Raw genomic sequence first — 17,320 nt, forward strand, 5'->3', positions numbered from 1 at the left:
CTCAACGTGACCGGTTCCGGCAGGTACATCCGCATGCACGGCACCGCCCGCAACACCGGCTGGGGCTACTCCCTGTACGAGTTCGCCGTGCACTCCGGCACCACCACGAGCCCATCGCCGTCCCCGTCGCCGTCTCCCAGCCCGTCTCCCGACCCCGGCAACTGGACCGAGATCTGGCGCGACGACTTCACGGGCCCCGCGAACACCTCGCCAAGCGCCGCCAACTGGCTCCTGCGCACCGGCACCCAGTACCCCGGCGGCGCCGCCAACTGGGGTACCGGCGAGGTCGAGACGATGTCCGCCTCCACCGCCAACGTCTACCTGGACGGCGCCGGCGCGCTGACCATCAAGGCGCTCAAGGACGGCGCGGGCGCCTGGACCTCCGGCCGCGTCGAGACCCAGCGCACCGACTTCGCCCCCCAGCCCGGCCAGCTGCTGCGCTTCAGCGCCCGCCTCAAGCAGCCCGACGTGGCCAACCCGCTCGGCTACTGGCCGGGCTTCCGCGCCACCGGCGCCGCCTACCGCGGCAACTACACCAACTGGCCGTCCGTCGGCGAGACCGACATCATGACCGGCGTCAACGGCCGTGACCAGCTCGCCAACACCCTCCACTGCGGCACCGCCCCCGACGGCGTCTGCAACGAGTACAACGGCCGTACCAGCGGCTTCGCCTCCTGCGAGGGCTGCCAGAGCGGCTACCACGAGTACACCCAGATCATCGACAGGACCAAGCAGGACGAGGAGATCCGCTTCTACCTCGACGGCCGCCAGACCTGGGTGGTACGGGAGAGCCAGGTCGGCGTGGCCGCCTGGCAGGCCGCCGTGCACCACGGCTTCTACCTCCGCCTCGACCTGGCCATCGGCGGCTCCCTGCCGAACGCCCTGGCCGGCACGACCACGCCCACCGCGGCGACCACCTCGGGCGGCACGCTCAACGTGGACTGGGTCCAGGTCGCCAGGCAGACCGGGCCGACGCCCACCCCGATGACCGACCCCGCCACCCCCGCCGGGCCGAGCGTCGTCCGCGTCACCGGCACGCAGGGCAACTGGCGGCTGACCGTCAACGGCGCACCGTACGAGGTGAAGGGACTGACCTACGGGCCGCCGCAGGCGGCGGCCGACGGGTACATGCGCGACCTCAAGGCCATGGGCGTCAACACCATCCGCACCTGGGGCGTGGACGACACCCACACGCCGACGCTGCTCGACCGGGCCGCCCAGCAGGGCCTCAAGGTGATCGTCGGGCACTGGCTCAACCAGGGCGCCGACTACGTCAACGACACCGCGTACAAGACGAGCGTGAAGAACGAGATCGTGGCGCGGGTCAACGCCCTGAAGAACCGGCAGGGCGTGCTCATGTGGGACGTCGGCAACGAGGTCATCCTCACCATGCAGGACCACGGCCTCCCGGCCGACGTGGTGGAGGCCCGCCGCGTCGCGTACGCGAAGTTCGTCAACGAGGTCGCCGACGCCATCCACGCCGCCGACCCGAACCACCCGGTCACCTCGACCGACGCGTACACCCACGCCTGGACGTACTACAAGGCGCACTCACCGTCGCTGGACCTGCTCGCAGTGAACTCGTACGGCGCGATCGGCAGCGTGCGGACCGACTGGGTCAACGGCGGCCACACCAAGCCGTACATCGTCACCGAGGCCGGGCCCGACGGGGAGTGGGAGGTTCCCAACGACGTCAACGGCGTCCCGACCGAGCCCACCGACCTGCAGAAACGCGCCCAGTACACGGCCAGCTGGAACGCCATCCACGGCCACACCGGGGTCGCGCTCGGCGCCACCGAGTTCCACTACGGCCTGGAGAACGACTTCGGCGGCGTCTGGCTCAACACGCTCACCGGCGGCTGGCGGCGGCACGGCTACCACGCGCTCCGGCAGGCGTACACGGGCCAGGCCTCGGCCAACACCCCGCCGGAGATCACCTCCATGACGGTGACGCCGCAGACGGCCGTCCCGGCCGGGCAGCAGTTCACCGTCGAGACCGCCGTCGGCGACCCCAACGGCGACCTGATCCGCTACAACCTGATGTTCAGCAACAAGCACATCAACGGCAACCGCGGCTTCGACCACGTGCGCTTCACCCAGACCGGCCCCGGCCGCTTCTCGGTGACCGCGCCGCAGCAGATGGGCGTCTGGAAGGTGTACGTCTACGCCTACGACGGCCACGGCAACGTCGGCATCGAGCAGAAGTCGTTCCGCGTGGTCCCGCCGGTCGTGCCCGGCGTCAACGTGGCGATCGGCAAGCCGACCACCGCCTCGACCTCCCAGGCGACCGGCGACGGCGGCCCGTTCACCCCGAACCGGGCCACCGACGGCAGCTTCACCAGCCGCTGGGCCAGCGAGTGGGCCGACCCGCAGTGGATCCAGGTCGACCTGGGCGCGACCACCGCCATCCGGCACGTGCAACTCGGCTGGGAGGCCGCGTACGGCAAGGCGTACCAGATCCAGACCTCGACGAACGGCACCACCTGGAGCAACGTCTTCACCACCACCACGGGTGACGGCGGCTTCGACGGCGTCGACCTGAACGTGTCGGCCAGATACGTGCGCGTCAACATGACCCAGCGCGGCACCCCGTACGGGTATTCGCTCTGGGAGTTCGGCGTCTACAGCTAGTCCCGGGACGGCCGTCGCGCCGCGCCGACCAGCGCGAGCGCGACGGCCGTCATGGTCACCCCGTGCCAGAGCCCGCCCGAGTAGCCGCCGTGCGGATGCAGCGGCACCCACGGTGAGAGCGCCAGCCCCAGCCCCACCATCAGCGGCTGGGACGAGGCGATCAGGACGCCGGCGTGGCGGGGCAGCACGCCCGCCCGGTACGTGGCGATCCCCAGCGCCAGCATCCCGGCGGAGAACAGCAGCGGCCCGACCGGGAACGCCAGCACCAGCAGGGTGTCGCTGCCGAGGATCAGCCCGGTGTTCCCGGCCGTCGCGAGCAGCGTCCCCGACAACGCGCCCGCCAGCCCGGCCGGCCCGGTCAGGCCGCTCCGGTGCCGCTGCGCCAGGTGCACCCCGACCATGGTGGCCCCCAGCAGCAGCCAGGGCACCAGCACGAGCGCGTCCCGGAAATCCGCCGCTCCCGGGTTGAGGACGGACTCGGCGCCGAGCGCGAACCAGCAGAGCGCGCTCACCACGGCGGTGCCGACGAAGAACCCGGCCGTGCCGGGGCCGGGCGCGGCCTCGGCCCGCTCCGGATTCATGATGTTCATGGCACTACCGTGGCCGGGGGGCCGGGCGGCCCGCATGAGCCGGCCGTCCCGACGCGACCGGGACTTCATGTCCCGGACCGGCCGGGACTTCGCCTCATGACGGCAGGACGCAGGCGTGACACGATTTCCAATCATGCGCACACCGAGATCCCCCTGGCCGGTCTGGGCGGGGGCCGCCTTCGCGGGCCTGCTGCTCCTGCTGGTCGCGGGATCGCTGGCCGTCGAGCCGCGGCTGCGCGAACTCGGCGTCACCGGGTTCGTGGCCCGCTTCGACGCCTTCCGCGCGTCCGGCGCCCTCGCCTTCGGCATCCCCGGCGTCATCGTGGTGGTGCGCCGCCCCGAGGTGCGCGTCGGCTGGATCATGCTCGCCGTCGGCGCCGTCCAGGGCGTCTCCCTGGCCCTCGGCTCGTACGGCCTGCTCGGCATCAACGGCGTCGACGGCGGCCTGCCGCTGGACGACCAGCTGATGTGGATCTCCAACTGGGGCTGGACGCCCGCCTACCTGGCGGTGCCCACCCTGTTCCTGCTGCTGTTCCCCGACGGCCGGCTCCCGTCCAGACGCTGGCGCCCGGCGGCCGTCCTGACCTGGGCGGCCATTGTGCTGGCCACGCTCGGCTGGGCGCTGCTCCCCATGGCCGACGTGGACGTGGCGGGCCTCTACCCGCCCGGATACCAGGGCCTGGTCCCGCCCTGGAACGGCCTGGCCATGCCCGCCCAGACCGCAGGCCTGGTGTGCGGCGCGCTCGCGGCCGCGGCGGCCCTCGCCTCCCTGGTGTACCGCTACCGGCGCTCCTCCGGCGAGGTGCGGCGGCAGGTCCAGTGGGTGCTCGCGGCCGGGCTGGTCACGCTGGTCCTGCTGATCGTCGCGCAGGTGGGCAACTCGGGGCTGCCGCTGCTGCTCGCGCCGCTCCCGCTGCCGGTGGCCGTGACCGTGGCGGTGGTGTTCCACCGGCTGTGGGACATCGATCTGCTGCTGGTCCGCACCCTGACCCTGGGCGCCCTCTCCCTGACCCTGCTCGCCGCGTACGCGGGGAGCGTGCTGCTGCTCGGGCGGCTGTTCCCGGAGATGCCGCTGGTCGCGGTGGCCGTGGTGGCGGCGCTGGCGCAGCCCGCGTACGGGCGGATCCGGGCGCGGGCCAACCGGCTGGTGTTCGGCGAACGGGACGACCCGGTGGCCGCGCTGCGCCGCCTCGGCGACCGGCTCTCCGGGGGCGGCCTGCCCGGCGAACTGCTCGGCCAGGTCGCCGAGTCGCTGGGCCGTACGCTGCGGGTCCGCCGGGTGGCCGTCGAGGAGGACGGCGTCGTGGTCGCCGAGTGGAGCACGGGACCGGAAGGCCCGGTCGAACGTTTCCCGCTGCTGCACCGGGGGGAGCAGGTGGGCACCCTCGTGGTGGGGGAGCCGCTGCGGGTCAGGGACCGCGAGGTGCTGGCCGAGCTGGCGCCGCACATCGCGGTGGCCGTACGGGCCCACCGGCTCGGCGCCGACCTGGAGCGCTCGCACCAGCGGCTGCTGGCGGCGCGGGAGGAGGAGCGCAACCGGCTCCTGCACGAACTGCACGACGGGGTCGGCCCGACCCTCGCCGCGCTCGCCTTCCAGGCCGACCGGGGCCGCCGCCTGGTGGACGGGCAGCCGGAGGCGGAGCGGCTGCTGGAGGCGCTGGCCGCGCGGATCAGGTCCACGGTCGTGGACGTCCGGGCGATCGTCAACGACCTGCGCCCGCCGCCGCTGGAGGACCTCGGCCTGGCGGGGGCGCTGGCCGAACTCGGGCGCGGCTTCGCCGGCAGCCTCGTCGTCGAGGTGGACGCCGCCGCCGACCTGCCCCCCATGCCCGCCACGGTGGAACTGGCCGCCTACCGGATCGCGGCCGAGGCGCTCACCAACGCGGCCAGGCACGCCGCCGCCTCGCACTGCCAGATCCGGCTGCGCGCCGCCCGCGACCTGGAGCTGCGCGTGGACGACGACGGTATCGGCATCCCCGACCAGGTCAGACGCGGGGTCGGCCTGGGGTCGATGCGCCGCCGCGCGGTCGAGCTGGGCGGCTCCTTCGACCTCGCCACTCCCGGCACCGGGGGCACCCGCGTGCTGGTCACGCTGCCGCTGCGGGAGGCGGGATGACCAAGGTCGTCGTCGTCGAAGACCACCCGATGTTCGCGGAGGGGCTGATCGCGCTCCTCGGCGACCTGGACGGGATCGAGGTGGCCGGGCACGCCGCCACCGGCGAGGAGGCGATCGAGCTGGTCGCCGCCACCGGTCCTGACGTGGTGCTGATGGACCTGCAGCTGCCGGGCATCAGCGGGGTGGAGGCCACCCGGGCGATCCTGCGCGACGACCCCGGGGTCGCGGTGCTGGCGCTGACCATGCTGTCCGACGACGCCACCATCCTGGAGGTGGTACGCGCGGGCGCGCGCGGCTACCTGCTCAAGGAGGCCACCCCCGACGAGATCGCCAGGTCGGTGGCGGCCGTCGCGGCCGGGCAGGTCGTGTTCGGGCCCGGCGCGGGAGCGCGCATCCTGGCGGCGCTGGCCAGCCCGTCCGTCGGCGTACGGCCGTTTCCCGAGCTGACCGATCGGGAGGCGGAGGTGCTCGGCCTGATCGCGACAGGGCTGACCAACCACGCCATCGCGGGCCGGCTGTTCCTGAGCGAGAAGACGATCCGCAACCACGTGTCCAACATCTTCGCCAAGCTTGGGGTGGCGGACCGGGCGGCGGCCGTCGCCAGGGCGAGGGACGCGGGGCTCTGAGCAAGTCATGATCTCTTCGCGGAGTCTCGGAGTGGCGGATCGTGCGGCTGGCGTCGTCAGGGCGAGGGACGTTTGGCTCTGGGTAAGTCACGATGAGGTCACGGCGCGAACCGAGCGCGGTGTTGCGTGATCTCACTGGTATGAGGAGATTGCTGCTCGTCGCGGTTCTGCTGGTGGCGGGGGTAGTCCCGCGGGCCTCGTCCGCGGCGTCGGCGGGGGTCGGGCCGCGGTGGCCGTACGCGGAGAGGCTCTGCGAGGAGCGGCCCCGCACGGGCGTGCCCGCCGCGTTCGGGCCGGCGCGGATCTTCGGCGGCGACGAGCACACCAACATCACCGGGGTGGCCTTCGGACGGCTCGGCGGGCGGCCGGTCGCGGTCAGCACGGGGCAGGAGGGCACGATGCGGGTGTGGGCGCTGCCCGCGCTCACGCCGCGGGGCGCGCCCGTGCGTTCCCGCGTCCTCGTCCCCGGCGCGGGGCTCACCATAGACATGCCGCCCGGGCAGTTCAGGCCGCACGTCCCGTTCGAGGTGAACCACCGGTTGAACGGGCGGGCCCTGCGGGTCACCGCGGACGATGAGATGCGCGTCGTCGACATCGCCACCGGCCGCCAGGTCGGACCGGTCATGTACCTCGGCGAGGACAACAGCGTCAACGCCGTGGCCCTCTTCTCCCTCGGCGGGCGGCTCACCGCGGCCGTGAACGACAACGGCGGAGACGAGAACGACCCCGGCCCCGACGCCGTCACCCTCTGGGACCTGGCCTCCGGGCGGGAGGCCGGCCTCATCGAGGGCGACTTCTCCACCGTGCGCGCGGCGACGGTCGGCGGCAGGACCGTGCTGCTCACCGTCAACCGCGGCAACCGCTACGACCTCGGCACCTCCTACCCGCCCGTCGGCACGGTCTCCCTGTGGGACCCGGCCACGCGGCGGGAGATCTCCCGGCTGCCCGGCAACCCGCCGCCGCCCGAGGATGCCGGGGGATACACCCGGATCGTCTACGACCGTGTGAGCCTGGCCGTCGGGGAACTGGACGGCCGCCCGGTCGCGCTCACCGGAGGCGGCGACAACACCCTTCGCCTGTGGGACCTCACCACCGCGACCCAGCTGGCCGCCACCACCCCCAACGGCCACACCGACGTGGTCGAGTCCTTCACCGTCGCCGAACTCGACGGCCGCAGAGTCCTCGTCTCCGGCAGCGCCGACAGCACCGTCATGGTGTGGGACCTGAGCACCCTGCGACGCCTCCAGGTCCTGCGCGGCTCCAACCCGGCGGTCATGAGATATCCGCGTTTCGCCGACATCCCGGGCGCGAAGCCGTTGATCACCACGTGGGACGGCGAGCTGCGCCTCTGGCAGCTCGACTCCTCAGGCCGCCTCGACCCCCTCCCCAGCGGAGCCGAACAGGGCTGGTTCTCCATGTTCCACGGCCGGCCAGCCCACCTCGGCGAAGAATCCGGCGGAGTACGCCTCCGCGACCTGGCCACCCGGGCCGCCCTCGGCTCGCGCATCCCCATCACCGGCGAGCAGCCGGTCATCCGCGCCGTCCTCACCCAGCTGGACGGGCGCGACGTCGTCATCGACGTCAGGAACCGGATCAGAATCTGGGACCTCAACTCCGGCCGCCGCATCGGCACCATCCTCGACGTGCGCTCACCCGGCCACAAGGAGGCCCGGCCCGCCGTCGCCCAGGCGAACTGCACCACGCTCGTCCTCAGCGGGGCCGGGCCCGTCGTACGGGTCTGGGACCTGCGCACCGGCCGGGAGCTCCGGCAGCTCACCGGGCACGGCGGGACGATCGTCCACATCAGGACCGGCGTCATCGGCGACCGGCCGATCGCGGTCACCGCGAGCGAGGACGGCACGATCCGGGTCTGGAACCTGATCGACGGCGCGCCGATCGGGGAACCGATCAACGTCGGGCGGCGGTACGGGGTCGTCGAACTGACCGAGCTGAACGGGCGGACCCTCCTGATCAGGGCCGGACGGGACGAGCGGATCCAGATGTGGGACCTCGGCGGTTAGCCCTCGGATAGTTCTCGCCCATGCCGGGGCGGCGGAACTGCTTGACTGGTCATTCGCGTTCGTGGCGATAATGCCTGGCCTCGTGTTCACGCCTTCGGGCGGCCATGGCGTCGTGGAGGTACGGGTTGCGTGTCGCGTGGAGTGGCCTGATCGGCCTGCTGGTGGTGATGGCGGCTGGGTGCACGTCCGGCCCGTCCCTGCAGGAGGCCGGCGCCCAACTGGCTGCGGACGGCAACGCCGTCATGGCGTGGGACGACTGGGTGGACGAGCGGGTCACGAACGCGGCCACCAGCGACGTGTCCTGCGGTGACGGCACCTTCAAGCGTGTCTTCACCGCCACCGGCCAGCTGCCGACTCTCGACGCCGATCCGGACAGCAAGCTCGACGGAGCGACCAGGCAGATCGGATTCAGTTTCGCCGAACGGGGCTACGAGAGAGACACCACGGGCCCCGGCCAGGCGGACGACGTCAGTTCGCGTACCGTCGTCTGGATCAAGGAGGAAACCGGACTGCGGTTCTCCTTCACCGTGACGCTGCCCTCGGACAAGAGGATCGCCGCCCAGATCGACGGCGAGACCAGGTGCGCGTAGTCAGCCGGACGAGCCCGAGGTCATGACTCCTTCTCGTACCCCTTCGCCACCGTCGCGGACTCCGGGCTGATCACCCCGCGGATGCCCTCGGCGACCTTCTTGTCAAAGGTCGCGCCCTCACCCTCCCTGTCGGTGGAATCCGACCACGCCGAGAACACCTCGAATTTCTTGCCGTCCTTGAGCAGGGCGTCCAGGGGAAGCGGCTTGCCGTCCTTCATCAGGGTGGCCGGCCACGGCGGATCGGCCGGATACCCGCCCTCCCACAACCTGGTGGCGATCTCGTAGCGTTGCACGCGAATCCATTGCTCGCGCTCACTGACGAGCAGGCCCTCCCGGGTCTCCTCCGGGTCTCCGTCCTTCCAGGAATCCAGCAGCTTGCCTGTAGCGAAAGTCGTTGACTGCCAGACGAACCCGGACCCGGCGACCGAGTCCAGGGCGATTGACGCGGCATCAGCCATGAGGCCGCGCATCTTCTCATCGAAGGCGTCCATGTCGCCGCGAACCTTCAGCGCGGCCGCGTACTCCGAGCCCACCAGGTCGCCGATCGCGTTGGCCGTCACCTTGAAGTATCCGGGGTCCCTGGGCGGGCTGCCCTGCGCCGCCTCACCGTCGAGACGGGCGGCTTGCACCAGCAGGTCATGGTGTAGCTCGCCCATGGCCTTGTCGAAGGCGTCGGTGTTCTCCTCGTCGCCGACGAAGGTCTTCAGGAAGCCGTAGGTGTCCTTCGGGCTCAGATAGAAGCCCGGCGTCAGTCCCGGAATCGCGGAGAAGTCGGGAGGCATGGTCAGGCCGGAGTCGCGGAACTCGCCATCGCTGATGACCGCGCCGGCGATCATCTCGTTCCGGTACGAGGCGCCTATCGCGGCCATGGAGTCCTGGGTGGTGTGTGGCATGTCCTGGCCGAAGGAGGCGGCGGTGGTGATCGTGTCGAAGGCGAAGGCCGTCGCGTCGGCGCTGTGTGCGTCCGGTCGCTCGTGGGAGACGCCTGATCCGGTCGCCAGGGCCCGGCCGAGCGCGTCCGCCGTGTCGTCCTCGGCCCGCCGGGCGTACGTGAACAGCAGGGTCATTCGTTCCGGTCGGGTCAGCTCCGCCTCCGGGCGGCCCATCTCGGCGAACACCGACCGGACCGCCACCGGGTCGTCGGCGATCGTCTCCAACGCCAGCGCGACGGAGTCGGCCGGCAGACCATAGGCGCGGGATTCCGCCAGGCCCGCGCCTCGCCAGTCCCGCGCCGGATTGGCCGCCAGGTCGTCCAGCACCACCCGCGCGGTCCGCGCCAGCACGTCGGAGGGCGCCCCCGACCCCTTCAGCAACGCCAGCCGCTGCCAGGCCACCGCCGGGAGCGCCGGAGTGGCCAGTTCGCGCCGGTACTCGGCCATTCCGGGAGGCGGTTTCGTGGCGCGTAACGCCGCTCCGAACACCGCCGTGAACGCCGCCAGGTCCTCGCGCGCCGTCGTACTGCCGGTCTCCAGCAGCAGGTTGGGCAGCGCGTTGCGCACCTGGGGCGGCAGCGCCGCCACGAAGGCGGCCGAGGCGTCCGCGTCGCCGGCCAGGTCCTTCAGCCGGCCGATGTGCTGGTGGACCAGCTCGCCTTTGAACTTCGCCGCGAAGTCCCGGTTGGACAGGATGCCGGGGCCCATCATCGCGGCCAGACCCTCCCCCCGCGCGTACGCCTCGGCCAGCGACATCGTGACCTCGGGAATCTGCACGAACCCGACTCCGCCCAGCCGGTTGGTGGCCATGGCCAGTTCGTGGCGGCGGCGCATCACCGGGAGCTGGTCGCGCGTCCACGCGCCGATCCGGTCCAGCTCGGTCAGCACCGACGTGTCGACCCCGAGCCGCGCGAACTCGCCCTGGAACCGCCGGACGAACGCCTGGAGCGCGTCCGCGTCCGCGTTCATGGAGTTGATCATTGTGAGGAGGCGGTCCGGGTCGACGCCGCGGAACTGGGCGCTGTAGGGCGGTGTCACAGGCGCCCGCTCATCTGCCGCCGGTACATGTCCGCCATCGACTCCGCGACCGTGCTCGGCTGCCCGGCGAGCGCGTCCTCGATCGCGATAGACAGGCGGTCGGCGGCCCGCCGGATCTGGGTGCGCCGCTGGCCGAGGTCGTCGCGCCACCGCCGCGCCTCGGGACCGAGCCAGACCAGGCCGCCGCCCATGTCCTGGTCGGCCTTGGCCAGCGCCTGCTCGACCACGTGCAGCTCGGCGCGAAGCCGGCGCCGCAGGTCCAGCAGCGCCGTGTGCATCGGATTCGCCGTCTCAGCCATCCGGGCCCCTCGCTCCCGTACGGGGATACAAACCGATCCAAGCCGAAGGTCCCATAATCCACCCCAGCACCGAAAGACCGTTTGGTTATAGGCACTTCCGTCAAGAGCGGTCCGGGGTTTACACGGGCGCGTGCTCGCGGGCGTGCCGTACGAGGGTGACCAGAGACTCCTTCACCGACTCGCGGACGCGTACGTCGGAGAGGAGCACGGGCACGTGCGGGGACAGGGCGAGCGCCCGGCGGACCGCCTCCACGGAGTGGACGCGGGCGCCGTCGAAGCAGTTCACCGTCACCACGAACGGGATGCGGCGCTGCTCGAAGTAGTCCACGGCCGGGAACGCGTCGCCGAGCCGCCGGGTGTCGGCGATCACGATCGCGCCCAGCGCGCCGATGGACAGCTCATCCCACATGAACCAGAACCGGTCCTGCCCCGGCGTGCCGAACAGGTAGATCCACAGGCCCTCGCGGAGGGTGATGCGGCCGAAGTCGAGCGCGACGGTGGTGGTCATCTTCATCTCCACCCCGCTCGTGTCGTCCACGGCGGCGCCGCGGTCGCTGAGCAGTTCCTCGGTGTGCAGCGGCTGGATCTCGCTCACCGAGGAGACCAGCGTGGTCTTGCCCACGCCGAAGCCGCCCGCGACCAGGATCTTGATCGCCAGGGTCTCAGAGCGCGCGTAGTCCATTGAGCACTTCCTGATAGATCCGCTCGTTCATGGCGGCGGGGGAGGCGGCCGGACGGTCGATCGTCACCAGGCCCTCCCGCCGCAGGTCGCTCAGCAGCACGCGGGTGATGTTGAGCGGCAGGCGCAGCTGCACGCCGATGTCGGCCACGGTGGCCGGCCGTACGCACATCCGCAGCACCGTGAGATGCTCCGGCGTCCACCCCACCGGGTCGTACGGCATGCCGAGCGTCGTCACCACCGCGACGACGTCGAACGCCTCCCCGGCGGGACGGGCCCGGCCGCCGGTCACCGCGTACATGCGGACCAGCGGCCCCGGGTCCTCCTCAGCGCCCATGAACCTGCCCGCTCGCGGCCCGTGGTCGCGTGCTCAGATGCTCCCCGACCCTTTTGACCAGCATGGTCAGTTCGTAGGTGACGACGCCGAGGTCGGCGTCCGCGGTCGTCATGACGGCCAGCCTGGCGCCGTCCCCGGCGGCCGTGACGAACAGGAAGGCCGCGTCCAGCTCGATGATCGTCTGTCGGACGTTGCCGACGCCGAACCGCCGCCCGGCGCCTTGGGCGAGGCTGTGGCTGCCGGCCGCGATCGCCGCCAGGTGCTCGGTCTCCTCGCGGTCCAGGCCCTGGGAACCGCCCATGGCCAGCCCGTCGGCGGACAGCACGATCGCGTGCCGTACGCCGGGGGTGCGCCGGATCAGGTCGTCCAGCAGCCAGTCCAGTTCCTTCGTGATGTCAGTCATGCGTCCTGTCCTTTCGTCCGCCGAACAGGTCGGCCTGACCGGTTTCCCTGCGCCCGCGCTCCCAGCCGCGCTGCATGGAGGCCATCAGGCCGGCCCGCCGCTGTGCCATGGAGACGTCGATGTCTGTGTCGCCGGCCGGCCGCTGCGGCTCCGGGGTCCGCAGCTGGGCGGCCAGGTGGGTCTGCGGCACCCGCTGCGGCAGGCCTTCCAGCCCCGCCAGGTCGTCGTCGATCGCGACGGGAGGCGGTGGCGGGGGCGGCGGCGGGGTCCGGACCGGGGGCGGTGGCGGCTGGTGCCGTACCGGGCGGACGGGCATGCGGTTCGTGGCGGGGCGGTCGTCGGCGGCGGCCAGCATGCTCGGCGGGATCATCACGATCGCCGTCACCCCCTCGTACGGGGACGGGCGCAGGATCACCTTGACGCCGTGCCGGGCCGCCAGCCGGGCCACCACGAACAGGCCGAGCCGTTCGCTGTCGGCCAGGTCGAACTCGGGCGGCTCGGCCAGCCGCCGGTTGAGCGCCTCCAGCTTCGCCGGCTCCAGGCCGAGGCCGCGGTCCTCGATCTCGATCGCGTACCCGTTGGCGGCGACCTCGCCGCGCACGAACACGCGGGTCCCCGGCGGCGAGAACACGGTTGCGTTCTCGATCAGCTCGGCCACCAGGTGCATGAGGTCGGTGACGGCGGCGCCGAGCACGGTGGGCGCGTGCCGCATCTCGTGCACGGTGATCCGGGTGTAGTCCTCGACCTCGGTGACCGAGCCGCGTACCAGGTCGAAGATGGGCACCGGTTCCCGCCAGCGGCGGCTGGGCGCGGCGCCGGAGAGGATGATCAGGTTCTCGGCGTGGCGGCGCATGCGGGTGGAGAGGTGGTCGAGCCGGAACAGGTCCTCCAGCGTCTCCGGGTTCTCCTCGCGGTGCTCCATCACCTCCAGCAGGCTGAGCTGGCGGTGCAGGAGCGACTGGCTGCGCCTGGCCAGGTTGAGGAAGACCTGGCCGACGCTGCGGCGCAGCTCCGCCTGGCCGACCGAGGCCCGCACGGCTTCGCTGAGCACCGAGTTGAACGCCTGGGACACCTGCCTGATCTCGGCCGTCCTGCCTTCCGCCAGGGTGGGGGTCTCCTCGGCGGCGTCCACGCTCTCGCCGCCGCGCAGGCGCCGTACCAGATCGGGCAGGCGGGTCCTGGCGACGGTGGTGGCGGACTCCTGCAGGTCGCTCAGTTCGAGGACCAGGCGGCGGCCGAACCGGACCGAGACCAGGACGGAGAGCACGACCGCGACCAGGCCGAGCCCGCTGATCAGCGCGGTCCTGGTGACCACCGCGGTGATGCGGTCCTCGGCGTCCTCCAGGGCCCGCTCCATCCCGTCGTCGGCGACCCGCTGGATGGCCGCGCGCACCTGGTTGCCGTCCTTGAGCCACTGCTCCAGCTCGTACGGCAGTTCGCCCGGCGTCGGCACGAACGCCGTGATGCGGTCCTCACCGGCGATCACCGAGATGTACACCGGCATCGCGAAGATCCGGTCGAGTTCGGTGCGCAGGCCGGGGCTGAGGTCGCTGTGCCCGTTGGACAGCAGGAACGTACGGCTGCTGACCAGCTCGGTGAAGGCCGCGTGGGTGGGGATCGCGAGGTCCTTCTTGGCGATCGCGTCGCCGATCAGGATCTGCTCCCGGGCCAGCAGGTCCACCGCCAGCTCCAGCGAGCCGAGCGAGCGGATCTGCGAGTACTGGTCGAGCGACATGCCCTCGTTGCGGGCCAGGCTCGCCAGGAAGCTGTAGATCTCGTCCACCAGGTCGTTGTAGACCTGCATCGCGGTCAGGCCGGTGATGGTGCGGGTGTCCACGGAACGCCGGGCCGCCGTCAGGCTGTCCAGCTGGGTGACCAGGTCGGCGGTCTGGTCGGGCAGCGTGCGCTGGTCCTGTTCGGAGGTGGCCTCGCGGAACGCCGCCAGGGCCTGGTCGGTCTCGGCGCGCTGCCTGGTCAGCCGGGCGTGCGTCTCGTCGTTGTTGTTCTGGAGCGCGACAACGCTGAGTCTGCGTTCTTCACGCAGGCCGCTGTTGAGGTCCTCCACGGGGCCAAGGTAGGAGCTGTAGCGTGCCGCGATCCCGCGCAGCGTGGCCGCCTCGCCGATGGCGGACACCGCCGTGTAGGCCCAGATCGCCGTCAGGGACAGCAGCGGGACCACCAGCAGGGAGAAAGCCTTGGACCGGAGGGTGTGACTTCTGAAATCCATGGCTCTCGTCTCGCTCGGGAGCAGACTGGGGGTCTGCCGGCGCCGTCTTGCAGCGCCCCCGAAGCGCACGGCAGCGCTGATTATGCGCCGCCATAATCGAGCAATTTAGTTCGCTCCGGTCACAGTGGCAACTCAGGCACCAAAGACCGGAGCGAGGGCTGGCCAGCGGTCGGCGCGGCACAGCACGGGGGGCTGGTCGAGCGGCGCGGGCAGCGTGACCTCCCGGCCACCGGGGTGCGTCGTGCCGGTCCACACGTGCACCCAGTCGCCCGCCGGCAGGTAGCCGCTCACCTGCTCGACGCCCGGCTCGGTCACGGGGATCACCAGCAGCGCGTCCCCCAGCTGGTACTGGAGCGGGAACCGCCAGATCTCCGGGTCGTCCGCGTGGTCGAAGAACAGGCCGCGCATGAGCGGCGCGCCGCCGTGCACCGCCTGCCGTGCCGACTCCGCCAGGTACGGCACCAGCCGCTCGCGCACCCGGGCGAACGCCCGGAACACCGGCAGCACGCGGGGGTCGCCGGTGCGTTCGGCGATGTTCCACGGGGTGCGGTCGCCCTTGGGTTCGCGGTGGTGGTTGAACTCCGAGTGGTACTGCATGATCGGCATGAAGCAGGCGGCGCCGGCGGCGCGCAGGTAGAGCTCCGCGTCCGGGATGGGGCCGGAGAAGCCCGCCAGGTCCCAGCCCCAGTAGACGATGCCGCAGGCCGAGGCGGTGATGCCGGCCGTGATCGAGGAGCGGAAGGCGGTCCAGGTGGACGCCTCGTCGCCCGCCCAGAACACGCCGTGCGCCTGGGAGCCGGTGAAGCCGGCGCGGCTGAACGTCACCGGGGGTTTGCCGCAGGAGCGGAGCAGGTCGCCGAAGGCGCGGGCGTAGTGGACGGGGACGAGGCCGTTGCCGTCGCGTCCGCGGCGGCCGTCGGCGTAGCGGAGGTCGTGGCCCCAGGCGTGCTCGCCGCCGTCGGTCTTGAAGCCGTCGATGTCCAGTTCGTCCACCAGGTAGCGGCGTTTGGCCGTCCACCAGTCGCGGACCTCCTGGGAGCTGAGGTCGGGCATCAACGCCAGCGGGAACCACCACCCGCGGTTCCGGTACGGGCGTCCGTCCGCCTCACGCACGCCGTACCCGTTGTCGACGAGCTGGCGGGCGTCGACGGCGGCTTGGCCGGTGGGGTGGGGGCGCATCTTCTGGAGCGGGATCTGCCAGAGCAGGACCTTGATGTCGCGCGCGTGGAGGTCGTCGATCATGGCTTTGGGGTCGGGCCAGGGGGAGCCGGGAGGGAAGGTGTAGTCGGAGAGGGCGTGGGGGTGTTCGGCGGGGGTGTACTCGGCGCCGCGGAAGGCGGTGAAGGTGGATTCGTCGCTCCAGGCCTCGATCACCAGGACGCCGACGGGGATGTCCAGGTCGCGGTGGCGGTTCATCTCGGCCAGGACGCGTTCCTGGGTGTTCCATTCGTTGGCGCTGGCCCAGAGGCGGAAGACCCAGGAGGGAAGCTCTTCGGGGGAGCCGGCGTCCTTGAGGAACTGGGCGAGGATGTCGGCGGGGGTGCCCTCATAGCCGTTCAGGGTCAGGTCGCCGTCGGTTTCCGCTTCGATGCGGAGGATCGCAGGGTCGGTCGCTCCGGCGTCGAACCAGACGCGGGCCGAGGTGCGCACGTGCCAGGCCTGGCTGCCGTCGGGGCCGATCAGGTAGAAGAACGGCATGGGCAGGTAGGTGCGGCCGTGGGCGCCCTGGTTCTTGTACTGCTCGAAGACGACCGAGTCCAGGGTCCTGCCGCGCTGGTCGACGGCGTCGAAGCGTTCACCGAATCCGACGACGTGTTCGCCGGGATGCAGCCTCAGATCGAACCGGACCCGGAGCGGGCCGTCTCCGTCGCTCAGCCACCGCACACTGCCGGGGACCACCCGGTCGGGCCCGCTCACGTGCAGGCTTCCGCCGTCCTCATCCCACCGCGCCGCCGTGACGCCGAACCATCGTGAGGTACGGCTCGCGCCCTCGGTGCCGGCCTTGAATCGGTAGGCGTACCTGGAACCGGCCCGCAGCACGGGCGAACGCACCGACCACGCTCCCGCGGCGGCCGCCCTCGTCGCCTTGGCCTGCGCCGACGCGAGATGCCCGCCGTCCCCCGCACCGCCCTCCCCCTGTACGGCGTCCGCCTTCGTCAACAGCAGTTCCGTTCGTACGCCGTCGGCCACCCACTCGCAGACAATCGAACGCACGTTGGCGGACGCGCGCACCCGCAACTCCACGCTCTCCCCGTCGAGCGGCCGCGCGGGCGCCCGCTGGTCTTCGGTCTCGGCGTACGGGTGGCCTGAGCCCATCGGGCGGTGCCGGATCACGTGATCACTCCAAGTTCGTCGGCGAGCATCAGATACATGCCGTGGGACCAGAGCAGCGGGCTCGCCACGGGCCCCCAGCGTTCGATCCACTCCTGCTCTCGATGGGGTGCCAGCAGCCGATCGGAAACCTGCTCAGGCAACTCCCCTTCGGCGTTGGCCTGCGCGGCCATCCACCTCAGATACGCCATCCCCTTCTCAGGCCGCCCCGCCGCGACATGATTCAGCCCCAGAAACCCCGCCAGCAGCACCCACCGCCCACCTCCATAAAACGTGTCCCCCAAATACCGATAAACCCCGTACCCGTCCCCCAACGCCTCCTCCACCGCGGCAACCGTCCCCACGGCCACCGGATGATCCACTGCAAACACCCCAAACGGCTCCACACAAGCCAACAAACTCCCATCCACCTCCCCCGACCCAAGCCACTTGGTCAGGTGGCTCCTCCCACCCACCCACCCTCCGTTCTCCGTGGCCTCCCCGGCCACGCCCACCGGCCC

General features: G+C 71.6%; 14 protein-coding genes. 5 read left to right on the forward strand and 9 right to left on the reverse strand.

The window, feature by feature from the left end; genetic code table 11:
• The coding region (locus Aph01nite_RS38445; RefSeq protein WP_204046011.1) for a discoidin domain-containing protein at window positions 1–2,631 on the forward strand (2,631 nt) is incomplete at its 5' end.
• On the opposite strand, the gene Aph01nite_RS38450 is transcribed toward Aph01nite_RS38445, so the two are convergent.
• Window positions 2,628–3,221, reverse strand: a complete 594-nt coding sequence (locus Aph01nite_RS38450) for a hypothetical protein (protein WP_204046012.1) — start codon at window positions 3,219–3,221, stop codon at window positions 2,628–2,630. The genes Aph01nite_RS38445 and Aph01nite_RS38450 overlap by 4 nt on opposite strands.
• Window positions 3,222–3,354: 133 nt before the next feature.
• Here Aph01nite_RS38450 and Aph01nite_RS38455 point away from each other — a divergent pair, with 133 nt between their 5' ends.
• The 4 genes from Aph01nite_RS38455 (at window position 3,355) to Aph01nite_RS38470 (ending at window position 8,574) form a co-directional block, all read left to right on the forward strand.
• On the forward strand, window positions 3,355–5,337 hold the full coding sequence (locus tag Aph01nite_RS38455; RefSeq protein WP_204046013.1) for a sensor histidine kinase: 1,983 nt from the start codon (window positions 3,355–3,357) through the stop codon (window positions 5,335–5,337).
• Complete coding sequence (locus Aph01nite_RS38460) at window positions 5,334–5,963, forward strand: response regulator transcription factor (RefSeq protein WP_204046014.1); 630 nt, start codon at window positions 5,334–5,336, stop codon at window positions 5,961–5,963. The genes Aph01nite_RS38455 and Aph01nite_RS38460 overlap by 4 nt, the downstream gene beginning before the upstream one ends.
• Before the next feature lie 140 nt (window positions 5,964–6,103).
• Window positions 6,104–7,984: a WD40 repeat domain-containing protein gene (locus Aph01nite_RS38465; RefSeq protein ID WP_204046015.1), complete on the forward strand. Its 1,881-nt coding sequence runs from the start codon at window positions 6,104–6,106 to the stop codon at window positions 7,982–7,984.
• 125 nt (window positions 7,985–8,109) lie between these two features.
• A complete protein-coding gene (locus Aph01nite_RS38470; RefSeq protein ID WP_204046016.1) occupies window positions 8,110–8,574 on the forward strand; it encodes a hypothetical protein in 465 nt (154 codons plus the stop codon).
• A 20-nt stretch (window positions 8,575–8,594) separates the two neighbouring features.
• On the opposite strand, the gene Aph01nite_RS38475 is transcribed toward Aph01nite_RS38470, so the two are convergent.
• From Aph01nite_RS38475 to Aph01nite_RS38510, 8 genes are all read right to left on the reverse strand, one after another.
• Complete coding sequence (locus Aph01nite_RS38475) at window positions 8,595–10,544, reverse strand: hypothetical protein (RefSeq protein WP_204046017.1); 1,950 nt, start codon at window positions 10,542–10,544, stop codon at window positions 8,595–8,597.
• Complete coding sequence (locus Aph01nite_RS38480; protein WP_204046018.1) at window positions 10,541–10,843, reverse strand: hypothetical protein; 303 nt, start codon at window positions 10,841–10,843, stop codon at window positions 10,541–10,543. Before Aph01nite_RS38480 ends, Aph01nite_RS38475 begins: the two co-directional genes overlap by 4 nt.
• A 118-nt stretch (window positions 10,844–10,961) precedes the next feature.
• Window positions 10,962–11,525 carry a GTP-binding protein gene (locus tag Aph01nite_RS38485; RefSeq protein WP_204046019.1) on the reverse strand — a complete coding sequence of 188 codons (564 nt, stop codon included), beginning with the start codon at window positions 11,523–11,525 and terminating at the stop codon, window positions 10,962–10,964.
• Complete coding sequence (locus Aph01nite_RS38490; protein WP_204046020.1) at window positions 11,506–11,859, reverse strand: DUF742 domain-containing protein; 354 nt, start codon at window positions 11,857–11,859, stop codon at window positions 11,506–11,508. The genes Aph01nite_RS38485 and Aph01nite_RS38490 overlap by 20 nt, the downstream gene beginning before the upstream one ends.
• A complete protein-coding gene (locus Aph01nite_RS38495) occupies window positions 11,849–12,262 on the reverse strand; it encodes a roadblock/LC7 domain-containing protein (protein ID WP_204046021.1) in 414 nt (137 codons plus the stop codon). Before Aph01nite_RS38495 ends, Aph01nite_RS38490 begins: the two co-directional genes overlap by 11 nt.
• The gene (locus Aph01nite_RS38500; protein ID WP_204046022.1) at window positions 12,255–14,489 is read right to left on the reverse strand and encodes a sensor histidine kinase; all 2,235 of its coding nucleotides are present in this window, start codon (window positions 14,487–14,489) and stop codon (window positions 12,255–12,257) included. The genes Aph01nite_RS38495 and Aph01nite_RS38500 overlap by 8 nt, the downstream gene beginning before the upstream one ends.
• Window positions 14,490–14,621: 132 nt before the next feature.
• A complete protein-coding gene (locus Aph01nite_RS38505; protein ID WP_204046023.1) occupies window positions 14,622–16,823 on the reverse strand; it encodes a glycoside hydrolase family 31 protein in 2,202 nt (733 codons plus the stop codon).
• A partial coding sequence (locus Aph01nite_RS38510; protein WP_204046024.1) for a glycoside hydrolase family 15 protein occupies window positions 16,820–17,320 on the reverse strand: 501 nt, incomplete at its 5' end. The genes Aph01nite_RS38505 and Aph01nite_RS38510, both read right to left, overlap by 4 nt.

The sequence above is a fragment of the Acrocarpospora phusangensis genome (assembly GCF_016862995.1).
Taxonomy (GTDB): Bacteria; Actinomycetota; Actinomycetes; order Streptosporangiales; family Streptosporangiaceae; genus Acrocarpospora; species Acrocarpospora phusangensis.